This is a genomic window from bacterium (assembly GCA_030019025.1).
In the GTDB taxonomy this organism is placed as follows: Bacteria; Hydrothermota; Hydrothermia; order UBA1063; family UBA1063; genus UBA1063.
In genome coordinates, this window is sequence record JASEFR010000012.1 from 11,399 (window position 1) to 28,848 (window position 17,450).

Here is a 17,450-nt window from a genome sequence, read left to right on the forward strand (position 1 = left end):
TCAGTTAATGCAGGATAGTAAAAAGCTTGCTCTTGTCTTTTATTACTCCAGAAAACATAGATACAGTATAAACGCCCTTCTTGGTGCCATAGAACAGGACGAAGAACTCAAAACCATCAATACATTTCTCTTCGATAATACTCGGGATCTTTTGAGCGGCCTAAACGAAATTCAAGACGCTTACAAAAAAGTAATCCTTGGCATTTCCTTTTTTACTACAGAACTCTGGGACATAATAGAACTTGTAAAATCAATAAAAAGAACTGCTAAAAACACCTTCCTAATTGCAGGTGGTCCCCATCCCTCCGGCGACCCGGAGGGTACACTCAAGATAGGGTTTGATGTCGTAGTAAAGGGAGAGGGAGAAGAAACCTTCAAAGAAATCCTCAAAAAGTTTTTAAAAGAAAAAGACTTTAAAGAAGTAAAGGGGATTTACTATCTTGAAAACGGCAAACCACACTTTACAGGGGCAAGAACCACTATCAACCTCGATTTATACTTTCCTTTCTCGCTAAAACATGCCAAATTCGGACCCATTGAAATTACCCGGGGATGTATGTATGGTTGCTACTACTGTCAAACGCCAAGAATATTTGGGGCAAAACTCCGGCACAGAAGTAAAGAACTGGTCTGGGAATATGTTAAACTGATGAAAAGCAGGGGGATGAAGGACGTCCGATTTATCACACCGAGTTTCTTTAACTACGGAGCTTCAAACGGCGATTCACCCAATCTTGAAATAATTGAAGAACTCCTATCGGGCATAAGGGGGATATTGAAAGATGAAGGAAAAATTTTTGCGGGGACTTTCCCTTCAGAAGTGAGGCCCGAGCATGTAACACCAAGAAGTTTATCAATACTTAAAAAATACACGAACAATAACAACATAATAATTGGAATGCAGAGCGGAAGCGACAGGATTCTAAACCTCATTCACCGAAAGCACACGGTGGAGGATGGGATAAGGGCAGTCAGATACACCATAGAAATGGGGCTTACACCAAAGGTTGATTTTCTCTTTGGACTCCCCTTTGAAGAAGAGGAAGACCAGTTTAAGTCAATGGAAGTTATGAAAAAGCTTATAGAGATGGGGGCTGTGATCCATGCCCACACCTTCCTGCCCCTCACCGGAACGCCCTTCAGCAAGTACAAACCCTCAAAACTCTCACCCAAGTTAAAAGATTTTCTGAATTACTATTCTTCAAAAGGGCGGGTCTTTGGTGACTGGCGAGAGCAGGAGAAACTCGGCCTTAAAATTTCAGAATATGGTAATTCGTGAAATAAGGGCAAAGAACATACTAACCAAGTCAAAGGTATACGACTGGGTGCTCAACCCTTACATCGGTTGTGAACACGCTTGCACCTACTGCTATGCCCGATTTATGAAAAAGTTTACCGGGCACAAAGAAAAATGGGGAGAATTTGTGGATGTGAAGATTAATGCCTCCGAACTTTTGGAAAATGAAATAAAAATGAAGAAAAAAGGTGAAATCTGGATAAGTGGTGTCTGCGACCCCTACCAGCCATTGGAGAAAAAATACCAGTTAACACGTAGGTGCCTTGAAATCCTCTCAAAATACGACTGGCCTGTGTTTATACAGACAAAATCGCCGCTGGTTTTAAGAGACATTGATATAATAAAGAAATTCAAACACATAGATGTGGGCTTTTCCATCGGAACTGCCGATGAGGAAATGAGGAAAATCTTTGAGCCTCATGCACCTTCCATCTCTTCAAGGCTTAACGCCTTGAAAACCCTCCACGAGAATGGGGTAAGAACCTACGTGATGATAGCGCCGGTCTTGCCGGGAGCCGAAAAACTCCCGGAATTAATAAGAGACATTGTAGATTATATAATAATTGACAAGCTCAATTATCATTACGCGGATTGGGTATTTAAAAAATACAAGTTGTTAAAGATTAAAAATATAGAATTTTTAGTCCAAAGGTTAAAGAAAATCGGCCTGCCGGTGGAGGTAGTAGGGTAATCACAGTTTCCTCTAACCATTCCCACCACCAGCAGGTATTACAATAACGTGGACGTTCCCTGCACTCTGCTTTTCACCTCACAAATTTTCAAAAATTAAGCAATTTCATTTGTTTAAACACCCAAAATGGCTTTAAATTAAGGATTGTCGTAAGGAGGAGATATGTCCGAGGAATTTGAGGTAAGGAAGGAAAAAATTCAGCAGTTGAGAAATTCAGGAATTGAGCCTTATCAATACAAGTTTTTGAAAACCCATGATTCAAAGACTATTAAAGAAAATTTTGAAGAATTTGAAAACAAAGAGGTTCTGATTGCTGGCAGACTTATGACCAAGAGGGTTTTCGGAAAACTCTCCTTTGCCCACATCCGGGATGAAAGTGGTGACATCCAGATTGCGGTTCAGCAGGGCAGTACGAAGATTCCGAGTTCCGACGAAGATGGTGCAAATTTCTTTAAAAAGTTCGTGGACATTGGAGATATAATTGGAATAAAAGGCAAAGTCTTCAAAACGAAAACAGGGGAAATAACTGTTCTGGCTGAAGAACTTACCCTCCTCTCCAAGTGCCTGAGGCCATTGCCCGAGAAGTGGCATGGTCTCAAGGATAAAGAGATTATCTACCGCGAAAGGTATCTCGACCTTATAATGAATCTTGAATCCAGAGAGGTTTTTAAGAAAAGAACAAAAATCATCAAATTTATCCGGAACTTTTTTGATGAGAAAGGGTTCTTAGAGGTAGAAACCCCCGTTCTTCAGCCTGTTTATGGGGGTGCCTTTGCGAAACCCTTTGAAACTTATTCCAATGCTCTTGACACCAAACTCTACCTCCGCATAGCGGATGAACTTTATCTTAAAAGACTCCTCGTTGGCGGTTTTGAAAAGGTTTACGAGATCTCAAAAGACTTCAGAAACGAGGGGATTGATAGGCTACATTATCCCGAATTCACCATGCTGGAAGCATATGCTTCGTACTGGGATTACAACGATATGATGGCACTTACCGAGGAACTTTTTGAGAAGCTCGCCATTGAAATCTATGGCAACACAGAAATAAACTATTTTGACGAAACGATAAGTTTCAAAAGACCTTTTAAGAGATTGAGCTATCTTGACGAACTGTCTTCAAAACTGGGCAAAGATCCACTCTCCATGAGTGAAGAGGAACTCAAAAAGGTTGGTATGGAAATAGGCCTCAAAAACGCCGCTAAACTGCCCGCCACAAGGTTAATTGACAAGATCTTCGATGCCCTCGTTGCTGACCACATCAAGGAGCCCACCTTTGTAATTGACCACCCTGCTCTTATTTCTCCCCTTGCCAAGAAACACAGGAAATTTGATGGGAGGGTAGAAAGGTTTGAGCTGTTCATTCTCGGCGTTGAATTCGCCAACGCCTTTTCGGAACTCAACGACCCCATTGACCAGAGAAAACGCTTCGAAGACCAGATCAGGTACAGAGACGCAGGTGATGAAGAGATACCAAGGGAACTGGATGAAGACTTCCTGAATGCAATGGAGTATGGTATGCCACCTGCAGGTGGAATTGGAATAGGAATTGACAGAGTCGTGATGCTTTTCACCGGCCAATATTCCATTAGAGACGTTATCCTTTTCCCTCAGCTCAAACCAAAATCTGAATAATGAAAATCCATGTTCTTTTTGTTTTAAAAAATTACCTGAAGGCATCACGAAAAGGCCTTCTATCCTTTCTGTCTATTTTCTCCATCGCCGGAGTATTTATAGGTGTTTCTGCCCTCATTCTCGTAATTGGAATAATGACAGGATTCCAGCAGGAGTTGAGAAACAGAATTATAGGGATGACCCCTCACATAATGGCTCACAAATTCTTCTTTGCGCCATTTCCGGAGAATTCAAACCACATTACTTACATAGAAAGAATAAAAGGAGTGAAATCCTGCGAACCATTTTTAGTGACAAAAACGGTACTCGTAAGGGGAGAAAACGCCGAGGGAGTTGTTCTAAAGGGCGTGAAAAGACTGCCTGACGGCGTCAGAATTGTAAGCGGAGACTCTATTTTTAAACAGGATAAAGTATACCTCGGCCTCAACATCGCCGCATCCCTTGGTGCTAATTCCGAAGACACCCTAAAGATTTATTCACCTACAAAAATTAAAAAAACTCCCTTCGGAATGGTGATGAGTTCGGCAGAACTGCCTGTGGGGGGTGTGTTTGACGCAGGACTTTATGACTACAATACCTCTTTTTCCTTCACACACCTCAAAACTTTGCAGGAATTACTGGAGATGGGGGATAGTATCGCTGGATACGAAGTTTATCTGAAAGACCCTTTCATAGCCCCTTCAGTTCAAAAGGAGATCGAAAAAAAATTCGGGTATCCTTTTACAACCACAAACTGGATGGAACTCAACAGAACGGTCTTTCAGGCGCTGAAACTGGAAAAATTGGGAATGTTTCTTGTGCTTGCACTGACTCTAATTGTAGCATCCTTTGGAATAATTTCGGTCTTAATGCTTTTAATCACACAGAAAACAAGGGAAATAGGTGTCCTGAGGGCGATGGGGTTTACAAAGAGAGACATAAGAAATACCTTTGTTGCTCTCGGTCTTACTTTCTCACTGATCGGTACCGCGGGTGGCCTGATAACGGGGGTTGGGTTATCATACCTCTCAAATAAATTCGGAATCTTCAGATTACCTCCCGATGTCTACTTCATTGACAGAGTTCCAATAGTGGTAAGGCCAATGGATGTTTTCTATATTGTCGGATTAACTCTCGTAATTTCCTTCATCGCGTCATTAATCCCCTCAGTAAGAGCCAGCAAAATGGAACCCGTTGAGGCAATAAGATATGAGTGAATTTACTCTCATATTAGAAAACATCTACAAATCCTATAAGACACCCGTTGAAACTATTCGGGTTTTAAAAGGCACAAATCTTAAGGTTGCGAAAGGAGAAAGAGTCATCATCACAGGTCCATCAGGTTCAGGCAAAAGCACCCTTCTCCACATCGCAGGCCTCCTTGACACGCCAGATGAAGGCTTTGTTTATCTTAACGGCAAGAAGATTGATAAAAAAGGTGATGCCGAACTTTCGGAACTTCGCGCGAAACACATCGGGTTTGTTTTTCAATTTCACCATCTACTTCCCGATTTCTCCATCCTTGATAATGTAGCTCTCCCTCTGATTATAAGAGGGGAAAAGCCCCAAAATGCACGAAAAAGGGCCTTAGAGGTCCTTGAAAAATTGAACATAAAGAATATTCACTATAAGCGGCCATCGGAAGTTTCCGGTGGTGAACAGCAAAGAACAGCCATAGCACGAGCAATTATAGGTAATCCCGATCTACTTCTTCTTGACGAGCCTACGGGAAACCTTGACAGACAAAACACCATGGAACTTATGGAAATTTTGAAACAATTAAACGAAGAATTGGGAATAACTATCGTGATGGTAACCCACAACCTGAATTTGATTTACTATTTTGAAAAACATTATGCATTATACGACGGAACTTTAACCCAGGAATGAAGTTAGAAAAGATAAAAGACGCGGAAAACTGGAATCACTTTACAGGTGAGTTTACGAAATCTCTTTTTTACAAATTTGAGTGGTACGATGTTTTTAAGACTCTATGGAAAACAAACCTGCTCGCAAGACTCGAGAATTGCTTTTTGCCTCTTCAATTAAATACAATAACGAGAACAGCCTACAGTGGACCCTGGGGAAGCTATGGGGGGCCTGTAGGGGATAAAAATCTGGCAGAAGCGGTTTTAAAGCAGGCAAAACGTGCACTTTTTTTGAGAAAAATCTTTATATACAGCGAAAAGGAACTAAATATTAGCAATCTAAACTTTTCTCTCGAGAAAAACTATTCCGTTGTTGTAACCCTTGATGACGTTGAATCTATCAAGAAGAGACTGCATGAGAATCGAAAGAGAAATCTGAAAAAAGCCCTTGAAGGCAACCTTTATTTTGAAATAGCAAGAGGGGAAGAGGGGGCAAGAAGATACATTAAACTACTTGGGAGAGTGCTAAAAGAGAGAAAAGGCTACAAATTCCACGAGATTAGCCTCTTTAAGAAACTTGGCAAACTGAAGGAAGCCTTCTTTTGTTTTGCCGGGAAAGAGAAAGACGAATCCGCTGCATTAATAATTGAATCAGATACTGATACAATCCTTTACTGGCACGGTGTAAATTCAAAGGAAGCCCTCCAGCTACATATAGGTGACTTTCTCCACTGGTCTATTATAGAATGGGGGCTTAAAAGGGGATTTAAGTTTTATAACCTCGGTACTTCACCCCACGGGGAACTATTAAATTATAAATTGTCCTGGGGCGGTGAAAGAAAAATCATTTACACATATGTAATATGAGGCTACTTATAATTTCGCCGTGGTGTGATGACATTGATCTGGAAACCTGCAAAGGGACTCCAGAGAATGCTTATCTCTTCAGAGAACTCTTAAAGAGGGAACATGAAATAATCTTCGTGTGTCAAGGCAAAGAAGCTGAAATTCCCGAGAACGTGAAAGGGAAAATACGGTTTTACCCTATAAAACCCTTCCCATATTTGAAACCTTCAAAAGTTAACTACCTGACTTTTCCCCTAATCCACATCTTTTATGAAAAATACCTTGCCAAAACCCTGAAAAAAATACTTCAAAACCCAAAGGTAGATCTCATCTACAACATCGCCGGCTATGGCCATCCTGCCATTCTCAAATTGTGCAAGGAATACAAAACTCCCTATGTGGTGAAAACGATGGGGACCATCCACTATGAGAAATACGTAACAACGATTTTAGGAAAATTCCTTTACTTTAAAGAACATCTAATTTTCAAACACAGTGCCGACCATTACCTCCTCGTGGATGACGGGACAAGAAGTTTTAAAGTCGCAAAATTTTATAAGATTCCTGATGAAAAATTAACCATCCTTCCAAACGCTAAGCCCAGTGTTGTTCCTACAAAATCCCCCTCACTAAAAAACACAATAGGATATTTCTCAAGGTTTGACAGGCTGAAAGGAACGGATTTTTTTATACGAGTTGCCGTTCAGTTAATTAACATAAATCCAAATATAAAATTTCTCATAGCGGGTGACGGACCGATGAAGCCTAAAATTCTTGAGTTTTCACATAAGTTCAGTAGAAATGTTAAGTATCTGGGCTTTCTTACTCATCTTGAAACCCAGAAGGCTTTTCAGGAAATAGATCTACTGATTTCAACTAACCGTTACTCAAACATGACCCTTAATGTTATAGAAGCGCTGACTTATGGAATTCCCGTCGTTACCTTTGATACCCAGGATACTTCAAAGTTAATTAAAGACGGTGTTAACGGGTTCCTTGTCAAGCCCTTTGACACAAACGAAATGGTAAATAAAGTATTGCACATTTTTGAAAAGCCCGAACTCTTTTCACTGCTCCAAAATGGGGCGTTAGAAACCGCAAAAACTATCCCAACTTGGGAAGAAAGGAGCAAACTGGAAGTTAGAAAATTAGAGGAGTTGGTCAATGAAATACATTAAAAACCTTGCGCTTTTTTACCTTGCCTTTGCCCTGAACTTTCTAATGGGCTTTATACTACTCAAAATTTTAGCTATATACGTTCCCCCGGATATTCTCGGAAAATATTTTTTCCTGAGTAATTCCGGTTTATTCGTGGGAGGTCTTCTACTCCTTGGTTTTCCGCTTACCTTTCAAAGATTTATTCCTATATACTTCAGAGACGGGAAAGATGAAAATGCTTACGCCCTCATCCATTTCCCATCTATCTTCCACTTTCTTGTGGGAATTTTAGTCTCCATTCCCATCCTAATTTTAAAAGGTCTGGATGCTTTCCTTATTTTTCTTGCCTTCTACATCGTTAACACAATAACTCTTTACCAGACCGCACTCATTTCCCGCGTGAAAATCCTTGAATACTCTCTCACATCCTTTGCAAGGCTTTTAACCATTATCTGTCTTCTTCTCATTTCCGCCCCCCTTCTAACCCTCAGAACCATAGGTATCATTAACTTAGCAGTTAACTTTGCTTTTTTACTCATTCTCTTTTCCCTGTTTCCTTTCAAGATAAAACCATGGAAAGAAGTATTCAGAGAGACCAGGGAATACTGGATTTACTCCCTCTTGACTCAGATCCTTTCCCCTTTTTTCCACTTCTTTGACTCACTACTAATACCCATCTACCTACCTTATTCTGAGCTCTCCCTCTTCCAGATTGCGAGGAAACTGGACATGGGGGCAAAACAAACCCTTGAAGTTCCGCTCCAGCTCACCGCACCTATTATTAGCTTCAAAAGAACCGATGAGCTTTTGACGAAGGAATTCGCTGAAAAATACAGGGCATTCAGAACGTTCTATTTCTACCTGACTTTATTGTGGTTTTTGATCTTTGAATTCTTCGGAAAAAATCTCATTCTCCTTGTCTCAACGAACCAATACTTAAGAGCACATCCTCATCTTATCGTACTCTCCTTTTCCCTTCTCGTTTCAACGCTTTATGCCACCGATGCAACCTTTGCGCGCTCAACAGGCAACATAAAACTGTTCTTTTATAAAGATTTAGTATGGGTTTTAACTTTCCTTTTAGCCTTTATAACACTCACACCAAAACTTGATCTTTTGGGCGTGACCATCTCTTTCTTGACCGCCACAATCATAACCGCCACCTTCCACCTTTACAACTTTCCTGTCCTTCATCCCCTTGAGTACCTATTTGATGCCTTGAAAATCGTCGTTATAGGAACACAGGCTGTCATTTTTATTACAACGGGAAAAATCTTCTTGCCCCTTCTGCTTCTCATATTAATCATCGGCATTGATTTTAAACAGATTAAGATGACCCTGAGCACTTTAAAAAACTACCTTTCCATTTCTAAAAAGCATTGAAAAAACAAAAACGAATGCCGATTATTTGACAGCACACTTTTAACTATCTATAATTTTAAAACTTACAAACAAAAGGAGGATGTGTAAAATGAAAAAGTTGGCGCTCGTGCTCACACTAGTAGCGATGTTAACTGTTGCCTGCAAGAAGGCACAGCAACCTCAGCAGACAACAACACCTGCAGACACCACACAGGTTCAGCCTGCAGAGTCCACAGAGGTACAAGACACAACACAGCAAGATACAACAGCAACAAAGTAACATAGAAAACCTGCCTGGGGCCGTAGCTCAGCTGGGAGAGCATCAGGCTGGCAGTCTGAAGGTCGTGGGTTCAAATCCCACCGGCTCCAGGATTTAAACTGTCCTATTATATCCTCAGCATTAAACACCACGCGGGGGTGGCGGAACGGCAGACGCGCCAGATTTAGGATCTGGTGGGGGTAGCCCGTGCGGGTTCAAGTCCCGCCTCCCGCAGAAAGAAAAAAATGATTATTTCAGTGCTTTTGAACCTCCTTTTATCCTTTAGGTTTGTATCGCTTGTTCCCAGTGTTACGGAAATATTTTATCTTCTATCAGCCGAGGACAGCCTACTCGCTATCTCTTATTACTGTAACTATCCGGAGGCTACAAAGGAAAAATTTAAAGTTGGCGATCTTTTAAATCCAGATTATGAAAAGATAATTAGTTTAAAACCAGACTTTGTAATAATTTCTTTACCAATGCAAAAACAGGTTGAACAAAATCTGAAAAAGTTGAAAATTAACTACATTGCCTTTAATCCTGAATCGGTTTATGAAATACTAACTGTCATAGATTCAATTGGTAAACTTACCGGCAAGGTTGAAAGGGCGAAATTTGTTGTTGATTCGCTTAAAAATGTCCTAAAGGATCTAAAACCTCTCCCATCTAAACCCAAGGTTTATATTGAACTATCGGAAAACCCCATTTATACGGTCGGAAAAAGCAGCTTTATAAACGAAATAGTAGAACTTGCTGGTGGAATGAACATTTTTTGCGATAAGGAAATCTCTTATTTCTCACCTTCCCAAGAAGAAATTGTAAAAAGGAATGCCGAGATAATTTTACTCTTATATCCTGACGCAAATCCCGTAAAAGTTTCAAAACGTTATGGATGGAAAACAATCAAGGCAGTAAAAGCACACAACATTTTTGCCCTAAACCCGGATCAATTCACCCGTCCGGGTCCCAGAGTATTCGGCGCTACCCTTAAACTCAATAGATTACTTCAATCTTGCTTTTAAAACCCCAAAAGATGTCTTAAACTGTAATTCCAGAGGCCTCCTTTCACCATCAGCCTCAAAAAGATAAATAAGTTCCCCCGGAGTTTTTGAGAGCTTTGGATCTCTTAAATCCAGGTAGATTTTTATCAGCTCCTTCCCTTTAACGAAAATTCTTTTCGGCCTTATGTTGACTTTAAAACTCCTTTTATCCACATGGTAATTCAACACAAGAGTTGAATCCAGGTTCTCCTTTTCTCTCAAAAAGAAAATCAGCGAAATAGGATCAAAAGTACCGCCTGAAATTGCAAATTTTGAACCATCATCGTAATAAACGGTATCACCTGAATAGATGGCCTTCGATCGGTCTCTATACTTGCCTTCGCTTATCTTTTTTTCATAAGAATAGGTGAAAAAGCTATCAGAGTGAAAAATCGAAACAATGGAATCGTAAACGGGGAACAATGAATTTATAATTCCTTCACTTTGTACTACGAGAGTAGCCCGCGAAAGGTTCACCCCATCAATACTCGTAAAGTTCTTTTCGTATCTTAACGTGCCCCTTCCTGCCCGAATACTCCCAAAATAAATATTGTAATTAAGTAACTCACAGCAAATCAGAAGTGGTAAAAAAATCAACCCTTCTTCCTTTTCTCCAATTCCTTCCTGTACTGCTCTTCTCTGAACTCATTGACATAGTCAGGGGACTCAAAGGAGTACTTGAATCTTTCTGGAATATCATAGCGTCCTTCAAGAATTGCCACTGCATCCTCAACAAGAACCAGCTCTTCATCAGTAGGAATTACAAAAACCTTCACTGGTGAGTTGTCAGTGGAGATTATAAATTCGTGATTTCTCGACATGGCTTCTCTATTGCGTTTCTTATCCAGAATTATTCCAAGATTCTCAAGCCCCTCAAGGGACTTTTCTCTAATTAACCAACCCTTTTCACCGACACCAGCTGTAAATACAATGGCATCGACACGTCCGAGGGCAGCCATATAAGCGCCAATGTAAAACCTGATTCTGTAAGCCTCCATTTCTATTGCGAGAATGGCCCTTTCATCTCCATGTTCAGCGGCGATTTCCACATCTCTCCTGTCTGTATATTTACCTGTAATTCCAAGAATTCCACTTTTCTTGTTGAGTATATCCATTACCTCTTTCAAACTCAAACCAGTTTTTTCAATGATGTAAGGAATAATGGCAGGGTCAATGTCTCCCGACCTTGTTCCCATTATAAGACCCTGAAGAGGTGTGAATCCCATGGAATGATCATAGGCTTTCCCATTCTTTATGGCAGTTGCTGATGCACCATTGCCTATGTGGAGTGTGATAAGATTTACTTCGTGGGGATCTTTTTTGAGAAGAGCTGCTGCCCTTCTTGAAACGTAGAGATGAGAAGTGCCATGGAATCCATACTTTCTTACACCATACTTCTCGTACCACTCATAAGGCACAGCGTAAAGATAGGTATGTTTGGGCATAGTTTGAAGAAAAGCGGTATCCATGACCGCAATATGAGGGATATCCGGCATTAAATTCATCGCCGCCTCTATTCCCATGACATTTGCTGGATTGTGAAGTGGCGCAAGAGGGTAAAGTTCTTTGAACGTTTTTATCACTTCTTCGCTAATAATGACTGATTTGGTAAATTTTTCTCCTCCATGAACTACTCTGTGAGAAACTGCGTTAATTTCCTTAACGTTCTGAATTACTCCATACTCTGGGTCAGTTATGGTCTTGATCACGAGTTCAATTGCTACTTTGTGGTCCGGACACTCATGGTCAATTTTTACCGGATCTCTGCCAGGAACTTCGTGCAGAATAAAGGAATTTCCTATGGTAACCCGCTCAACGATGCCCTTACAAAGAGGCCTCCTTTTTTCCCAATCATAGACCTGATACTTTACCGAAGAACTGCCACAATTTAGAGTCAAGATTTTCATTTCCTCACTCCCTTTTTACCTGCCAAAAGGGCTGCTAAGGCAATGGACATAAACTTGGAATCTTCGCTATCCGCTCTGGATGTTAATACACAAGGGGCAGTGGCACCCGCCACAACGGCAGCTATTCTACCATTACCAAGCTGAGTACAGGTTTTGAAGAAAACGTTACCCGTTTCTATATTGGGGAAGATGAGAATGTCTGCCTCTCCTGCGCCTTCACCCTTAAACCCTTTAATTTCTGCGCATTCCTTGGAAACAGCAATATCCAGGGCAACCGGCCCTTCAACCTTCGCCCCCTTAATCTGACCCCTCTCTGCCATTACCTTAATGATGGCCGCATCAACAGTTGAGGGCATCTTAGGATTGACGGTCTCAACAGCACTTATGAGAAAGGCATAAGGATTCTCAATACCAAGGGCATGGGCAACTTCAATGGTGTACTGCAGGATTTTTACCTTTTGCTCAAGATCAGGCAAAATTATCACGGCCACATCGGCAACGACAAGCAGTTTGGGATAAGTGGGGATTTCAACCACCGTAACATGGGATAAAATACCGCCCGGCGGTACAAGTCCATTTTCCTTATCAAGGATCGCTCTCATATAATCTGCAGTATTAACAAGCCCCTTCATCAAAATGTCACCTTCACCGTCCTTCACCATCTTAACCGCCATTTTGAGAGCCTTCTTCTGATCTTTTTCATCTATAATCTGGAATATAGATGGATCTATTCCATGCTCTTGGGCTACACTCTTTATTTTATCTTCATTGCCAACCATTATAACATCTACGAGACCCTCATTCTTCGCCCTTGAAACCGCTTCTATAGTGTGAGGATCCTCCCCACAGGCAACAACAAGTCTCATTGAAGGCATTCCCTTAACCGCTTCAACAATATGATCAAGTTTTGTTATCATCTTCCTACCTCCTTAAAATATATCCCTATCCTCTATGATTTCCTTTTCATAAATTTTTGCCATTTCTTCTCCTCTCAAAACCCTAAGAGCTCCTTCGGCGAGAGCTCTCATTTCATCACCACCCGGGTACACTTTAATCGGCGCTATAAACTTTACCCTTCTTTCAACCCAGGATACAAAATCCTTGTAATAGGCAAGTCCACCGGTCAAGACGATGGCATCAACTTCACCCTCCAAAACTGCTGCCATCATGCCGATCCACTTAGCCACAGTATAGGCCATTGCTTCCATTATAAACCGGGCCTTCTTATCCCCTTTATTCACCATCTCTTCCGCAACACGCATATCATTGGTTCCAAGGTACGCAATGACTCCGCCCTTTCCAGCAAGAAGTTTCTTGATTTCGTCCTTTGTATACTGTCCTGAGAAGCAGAGCTCCACGAGCTGCCAGGCGGGTAAACTACCTGCCCTCTCCGGCGCAATTGGTCCATCACCATTTAAAGCGTTATTCACATCCACAATTTTTCCCTTCTTGTGGGCTCCAATGCTAATCCCACCGCCAAGGTGAACCACAATGAGATTTGCTTCTTCGTACTTTTTTCCGAGGTCTTTTGCCGCTATCCTTGCAATTCTTTTTTGGTTCAAAGCGTGGAGAATGCTTTTTCTTTTAATAAAAGGTAATCCTGTAACTTTTGCAATTGGCTCCATCTCATCAACAACAACAGGGTCAACGATGTAGGCAGGAATACCCAGGGGTCTTGCAATAGCATCGGCAATAAGGGCACCAAGATTGGAGGCATGTTCACCGTTTACCCCCGCTCTTAAATCTTCGAGCATCTTTTCCGTGACAGTATAAGTACCACTTGGAATCGGCCTTAAAAGTCCCCCACGGGCTACCACTGCGGAAAGAGTTTCGGCTTTTTCACCCCTCTTTTCCAGTTCTCTCAGAATAATTTCTTTCCTAAAATCGTATTGGTCAATAATTTTGGGAAATTTTGCCAGTTCCTCGGCCGAATGGCTAATATTTACAGAGAAAATTGGTTCCTCGTTGTTAAACAAAGCAATCTTTGTTGAAGTTGAACCTGGATTGATAACAAGAATCCTATAATTCATACATACCCCCTATTTTTCCAATCTTTCCTCCATGTAATTTTTCCAGTAATTTTCAAGAAAATACAAAATCTTATCCCTGACAAATCGATAGGTGCTGACAGGCGACCCAATTGGGTCTTCCACATCCCCACCTTCCGGATCAATTAATTTCGCTTTGTAGCGGTATTGTTCCGGTAGCCATTCTATATGCTCCTTCGCCATTGCAATGATAAGATCCGCCATCTCCACTTCAAACTCCGTAATAGCCTTTGGCACGTGGGTGTAGTTTTCAACCCCAACTTCCTTAAGAACCAACTGCGCATTCGGGTTTATTTGCCTTTCATTAACCTGTAATGTTCCCCTCGATATTATTTGCAGATTTTCATATTCTTTCATCATTTTAGAAAATAGGGCTTCTGCTATGGGACTTCTACAGGTATTGCCGGTACAGAGAAGCACAAGGGTAAATTTCTCCTTTTTGCTGAATTTTACCTTTCTGCCCGCTACCTCTTCAATTTCGAGGTAACTCAATAGCCCCTTTCTCAAAATTAAGGGCCTTTCCGATGAGACATCTACAACCGTTGAGGGGATATTTCCAGCCTCACCATCTACAATAAAATCCAGTTCCTTACCGAGGACTTCAGAAACAGCCTTTCCCGTTTTTATGGGTGGCTCACCAGAAATATTTGCACTGGTTGAAGCCAGAGGTTCATCAACGGCTTTCAAAAGTTCAAGAAGAAATACTGTGTTGGGAATTCGTATACCTATCTTTCCCTCCTCTGAGATGCAGGCTCGGGGAGCATGTTCCGAGGCCAAGGCAACGAGAGTTAACGGGCCAGGCCAGTACTTTTTCATCATATTCTCCGCATATTCGGGTAAATTCTTAAACAACTTCTTCGCAGTTTCAATATCCTTTACAAAACAGGGTAAAACTTTAACTTTATCCCTCTTTTTAATATCAAAAATTTTATCAACCCCTTTTTCTGAAGACGCCCTTGCAATAAGCCCATAAACTGTCTCCGTTGGGACAGCAACAACACCATCCTTTTTCAAAACATCTACTACTTTCTTCAAAAGGTCTTCCATACCTTTTAAAAGGCAAAATTAAAGCCCCATATGATGGGGGGATACTTGTCGAAGGGAACCACTATTTCCATGTTCATCCCGGAAGGAAACCTTATGGTTTCAAAATTCCTGAAGGAAATGCCCATTGCAATACCAAAAAAGTTGTTAAAACGTTTAACATCAAAATAGTCTGAAATCTTGGCTAAATTCCTGTAATCCGGTGCATGATGGGCAAGAAGACCAAGGTAAAGCGATGAGTAGTATGAAATCTTTGCCGAACCAAGAAGTTCAACATCCCAAGAAAAGCCCTGAGCGAAAAAGTTATACCCAAAGCCACCCGCAAAAGCAAGGCTGAAAGGGGGGAGATGTAAAAATCTAAATTTCATTTGTGGGCCAAGACCTTCAGCAAGATCATATCTCAGCCCAAAATCCATATATTCAGAAGCGCCAAAAATAACCATAGCACCCAGATTTGCCCTTGAATAATAAGTTCCAGATGCCTTTGCATCATCTCTGTAATCCGTCGAATAGTAAAGGGGCAAATTGAAATACAAGCTTTTTTCAACATTGCCAGCGCCAACGGGCTCCGCGCTTCTGAAGGTCCCCAGAAAACACCCATTTAAAAACAAAAACGGGAGTAAAAATAGAATCCTCTTCATTTATACCTCCCCTGTATTTTGGAAAATTATCTCTTTCCCAAACAAATTATAAATTTTGCCCGCAAGATCCTTGAATGCCTTTATCAAAAACTTAGAAATAATAACGTTGTTTTTATCGTCAAGTTCCACAAAACCCTTGTCCTCATGAAAGCGGAGTACAAAGTAATACCTCTGATTTAAGAAGGGTTCAGAGTGAATCACCCTAAAAAGAAATTCCCTTTGCTGATGTTCATATACCTTGTCAATTTTATAAAAAAAATCGCCGTCCTTAAATTCAATTGGAAGTATACCTTCAATCTTCTCCATAATATCAGCGGGCTTTTCTTTTATACTGAAAACCAAATTGGGCACTTCTTCAACTCCTAAATAAGGTACAAATACCCTGTCGTCCTGTTTTTCAATTATAAAGTAACTTATTGGTTTATTTAAACTTATCCACTTTCTTGCATATTTTGTTAAAAAGTCTTCGTAAGGCGATTCGGAGCTCTCTGTATAATTAACATCAATTTCCCGGAGCGATTTTCTTAAATAATCTTTGAGGATATCAGAGTCAGTGGCAATAAAAAGCTTTCCACCCTTTTTCAATCTCGAATAGTAAACCATTAAAGACCTTTTGGAAGTAAGCCTTTTATTTTCCTTTGAAGGTTTTTCCCACGGGTCAGGGAAATTTATGTAAATTGCCTGAACCAAGTTATCAGGAACAAAGAAGTATAATAAGGATCTCCCATCACCCCTGTAAAGGTAAACATCCTTGACATTTTCTCGTTTGAGTTTCCTGTGGGCAAGCAGTACAAACCTGTTTGCGACTTCCGCACCTATAATCAATGCGCGGGGATACTTATTTCTCAAGTACTTCAAAAATTCACCGTTTCCAAATCCGAGTTCAAAAATTAAACCCTTTCCATCAAAAAGTTTCGATAAGGACACAGGCTCTGTCAAAAAATTCATAAAAGAGGGATGAGCTTAAAAAACCTGTTAAATCTTATCTTTTTCCAAAGAGGTGCATCGAGGTCTATGGAAAAATAAATTATAAGTGGTGTTCCTTTAAGGTACTTCAATGGAACAGGCCCAAAAAACCTCGAGTCAAAAGAGTAGTCTCTGTTATCGCCCATGGCAAAGAAATAGCCATCGGGGACAACCACTGGACCAAAATTGTCCCTTACCCTTGGCTCTCGCATAAACTTACCCGATTCCCAGGCTTTCTGATAGTCTCTCTTTAAAATTTCATTAGTTAATTCCACAAATGGAGGAATAACCGTTGGGTCTTTGTGAACGACGTATTTTTCATCCTGCTTTACCCCATTAATGTAAAGCACCTTATTTATTATCTGAATTGTATCACCTGGAAGCCCAATGCACCTTTTCACATAATCCTGCTTTTTGGTAACAGGGTAAAGAAAAATTACTATCTCACCACGCCGAGGCTTTTTAAACTGAAAAAATTTAATACCAGTATAGGGAATTTCAAGTCCGTAGGTAAATTTCAGTGCAAGCAGGAAATCACCAGGAAGGAGTGTGTTCTCCATGGATCCCGAGGGCACAACATACCCCTGAATTACAAAGGATCTGAGCAGAAACACAATGAAAATGGTCCAGATAACGGATTCTACCGTTTTTCGAAATTTTTGATCTTTCACAGTTTAATTATAAATCAACGAATTCGGCATTACAAAAG

18 protein-coding genes and 2 tRNA genes are annotated in these 17,450 nt (G+C 40.8%); 12 read left to right on the plus strand and 8 right to left on the minus strand.

Features of this window, described 5'->3' with window-relative positions:
• Positions 1-7 precede the first annotated feature (7 nt).
• The 12 genes from QMD82_04310 to QMD82_04365 all read left to right on the plus strand — a co-directional run bounded on the left by QMD82_04310 (position 8) and on the right by QMD82_04365 (position 10,117).
• Complete coding sequence (locus tag QMD82_04310) at positions 8-1,279, plus strand: TIGR04013 family B12-binding domain/radical SAM domain-containing protein (GenBank protein ID MDI6851143.1); 1,272 nt, start codon at positions 8-10, stop codon at positions 1,277-1,279.
• Positions 1,266-1,988 (plus strand): radical SAM protein, encoded by a 723-nt coding sequence (locus tag QMD82_04315; GenBank protein MDI6851144.1) that lies wholly within the window; start codon positions 1,266-1,268, stop codon positions 1,986-1,988. Before QMD82_04310 ends, QMD82_04315 begins: the two co-directional genes overlap by 14 nt.
• A 162-nt stretch (positions 1,989-2,150) precedes the next feature.
• On the plus strand, positions 2,151-3,623 hold the full coding sequence (lysS, locus tag QMD82_04320) for a lysine--tRNA ligase (protein MDI6851145.1): 1,473 nt from the start codon (positions 2,151-2,153) through the stop codon (positions 3,621-3,623).
• On the plus strand, positions 3,623-4,819 hold the full coding sequence (locus tag QMD82_04325; protein ID MDI6851146.1) for an ABC transporter permease: 1,197 nt from the start codon (positions 3,623-3,625) through the stop codon (positions 4,817-4,819). Before lysS ends, QMD82_04325 begins: the two co-directional genes overlap by 1 nt.
• A complete protein-coding gene (locus QMD82_04330) occupies positions 4,812-5,492 on the plus strand; it encodes an ABC transporter ATP-binding protein (protein ID MDI6851147.1) in 681 nt (226 codons plus the stop codon). Before QMD82_04325 ends, QMD82_04330 begins: the two co-directional genes overlap by 8 nt.
• A complete protein-coding gene (locus tag QMD82_04335) occupies positions 5,489-6,337 on the plus strand; it encodes a GNAT family N-acetyltransferase (GenBank protein MDI6851148.1) in 849 nt (282 codons plus the stop codon). The genes QMD82_04330 and QMD82_04335 overlap by 4 nt, the downstream gene beginning before the upstream one ends.
• Positions 6,334-7,494: a glycosyltransferase family 4 protein gene (locus QMD82_04340; protein ID MDI6851149.1), complete on the plus strand. Its 1,161-nt coding sequence runs from the start codon at positions 6,334-6,336 to the stop codon at positions 7,492-7,494. Before QMD82_04335 ends, QMD82_04340 begins: the two co-directional genes overlap by 4 nt.
• Positions 7,481-8,857: a hypothetical protein gene (locus QMD82_04345; GenBank protein ID MDI6851150.1), complete on the plus strand. Its 1,377-nt coding sequence runs from the start codon at positions 7,481-7,483 to the stop codon at positions 8,855-8,857. The genes QMD82_04340 and QMD82_04345 overlap by 14 nt, the downstream gene beginning before the upstream one ends.
• An 88-nt stretch (positions 8,858-8,945) precedes the next feature.
• A complete protein-coding gene (locus QMD82_04350) occupies positions 8,946-9,116 on the plus strand; it encodes a hypothetical protein (GenBank protein MDI6851151.1) in 171 nt (56 codons plus the stop codon).
• A 16-nt stretch (positions 9,117-9,132) separates the two neighbouring features.
• Positions 9,133-9,205 (plus strand) — tRNA-Ala (locus tag QMD82_04355).
• Positions 9,206-9,247: 42 nt separating this feature from the next.
• Positions 9,248-9,329: transfer RNA gene (locus QMD82_04360), tRNA-Leu, on the plus strand.
• An 11-nt stretch (positions 9,330-9,340) separates the two neighbouring features.
• Positions 9,341-10,117: an ABC transporter substrate-binding protein gene (locus QMD82_04365; protein MDI6851152.1), complete on the plus strand. Its 777-nt coding sequence runs from the start codon at positions 9,341-9,343 to the stop codon at positions 10,115-10,117.
• Here QMD82_04365 and QMD82_04370 read toward each other — a convergent pair.
• From QMD82_04370 to lepB, 8 genes are read right to left on the minus strand one after another with little or no spacing between them, the layout of a single operon-like run.
• On the minus strand, positions 10,097-10,732 hold the full coding sequence (locus QMD82_04370; GenBank protein MDI6851153.1) for a DUF3108 domain-containing protein: 636 nt from the start codon (positions 10,730-10,732) through the stop codon (positions 10,097-10,099). The two genes, QMD82_04365 and QMD82_04370, sit on opposite strands and share 21 nt — an antisense overlap.
• Positions 10,729-12,042, minus strand: coding sequence for an acetate kinase (locus QMD82_04375; protein ID MDI6851154.1), 1,314 nt, complete (start codon positions 12,040-12,042; stop codon positions 10,729-10,731). The genes QMD82_04370 and QMD82_04375 overlap by 4 nt, the downstream gene beginning before the upstream one ends.
• Entirely contained in the window at positions 12,039-12,959 is a 921-nt protein-coding gene (locus tag QMD82_04380) for a bifunctional enoyl-CoA hydratase/phosphate acetyltransferase (protein ID MDI6851155.1), read from the minus strand. Before QMD82_04380 ends, QMD82_04375 begins: the two co-directional genes overlap by 4 nt.
• Before the next feature lie 12 nt (positions 12,960-12,971).
• Entirely contained in the window at positions 12,972-14,072 is a 1,101-nt protein-coding gene (gene buk, locus QMD82_04385; protein ID MDI6851156.1) for a butyrate kinase, read from the minus strand.
• A gap of 9 nt (positions 14,073-14,081) precedes the next feature.
• Complete coding sequence (locus tag QMD82_04390; protein ID MDI6851157.1) at positions 14,082-15,137, minus strand: L-threonylcarbamoyladenylate synthase; 1,056 nt, start codon at positions 15,135-15,137, stop codon at positions 14,082-14,084.
• Positions 15,138-15,142: 5 nt separating this feature from the next.
• Positions 15,143-15,775 (minus strand): hypothetical protein, encoded by a 633-nt coding sequence (locus tag QMD82_04395; GenBank protein ID MDI6851158.1) that lies wholly within the window; start codon positions 15,773-15,775, stop codon positions 15,143-15,145.
• The gene (locus QMD82_04400; GenBank protein MDI6851159.1) at positions 15,776-16,723 is read right to left on the minus strand and encodes a hypothetical protein; all 948 of its coding nucleotides are present in this window, start codon (positions 16,721-16,723) and stop codon (positions 15,776-15,778) included. It abuts the gene before it with no gap.
• Complete coding sequence (gene lepB, locus QMD82_04405; GenBank protein MDI6851160.1) at positions 16,720-17,412, minus strand: signal peptidase I; 693 nt, start codon at positions 17,410-17,412, stop codon at positions 16,720-16,722. The genes QMD82_04400 and lepB overlap by 4 nt, the downstream gene beginning before the upstream one ends.
• Between the last annotated feature and the right edge of the window lie 38 nt (positions 17,413-17,450).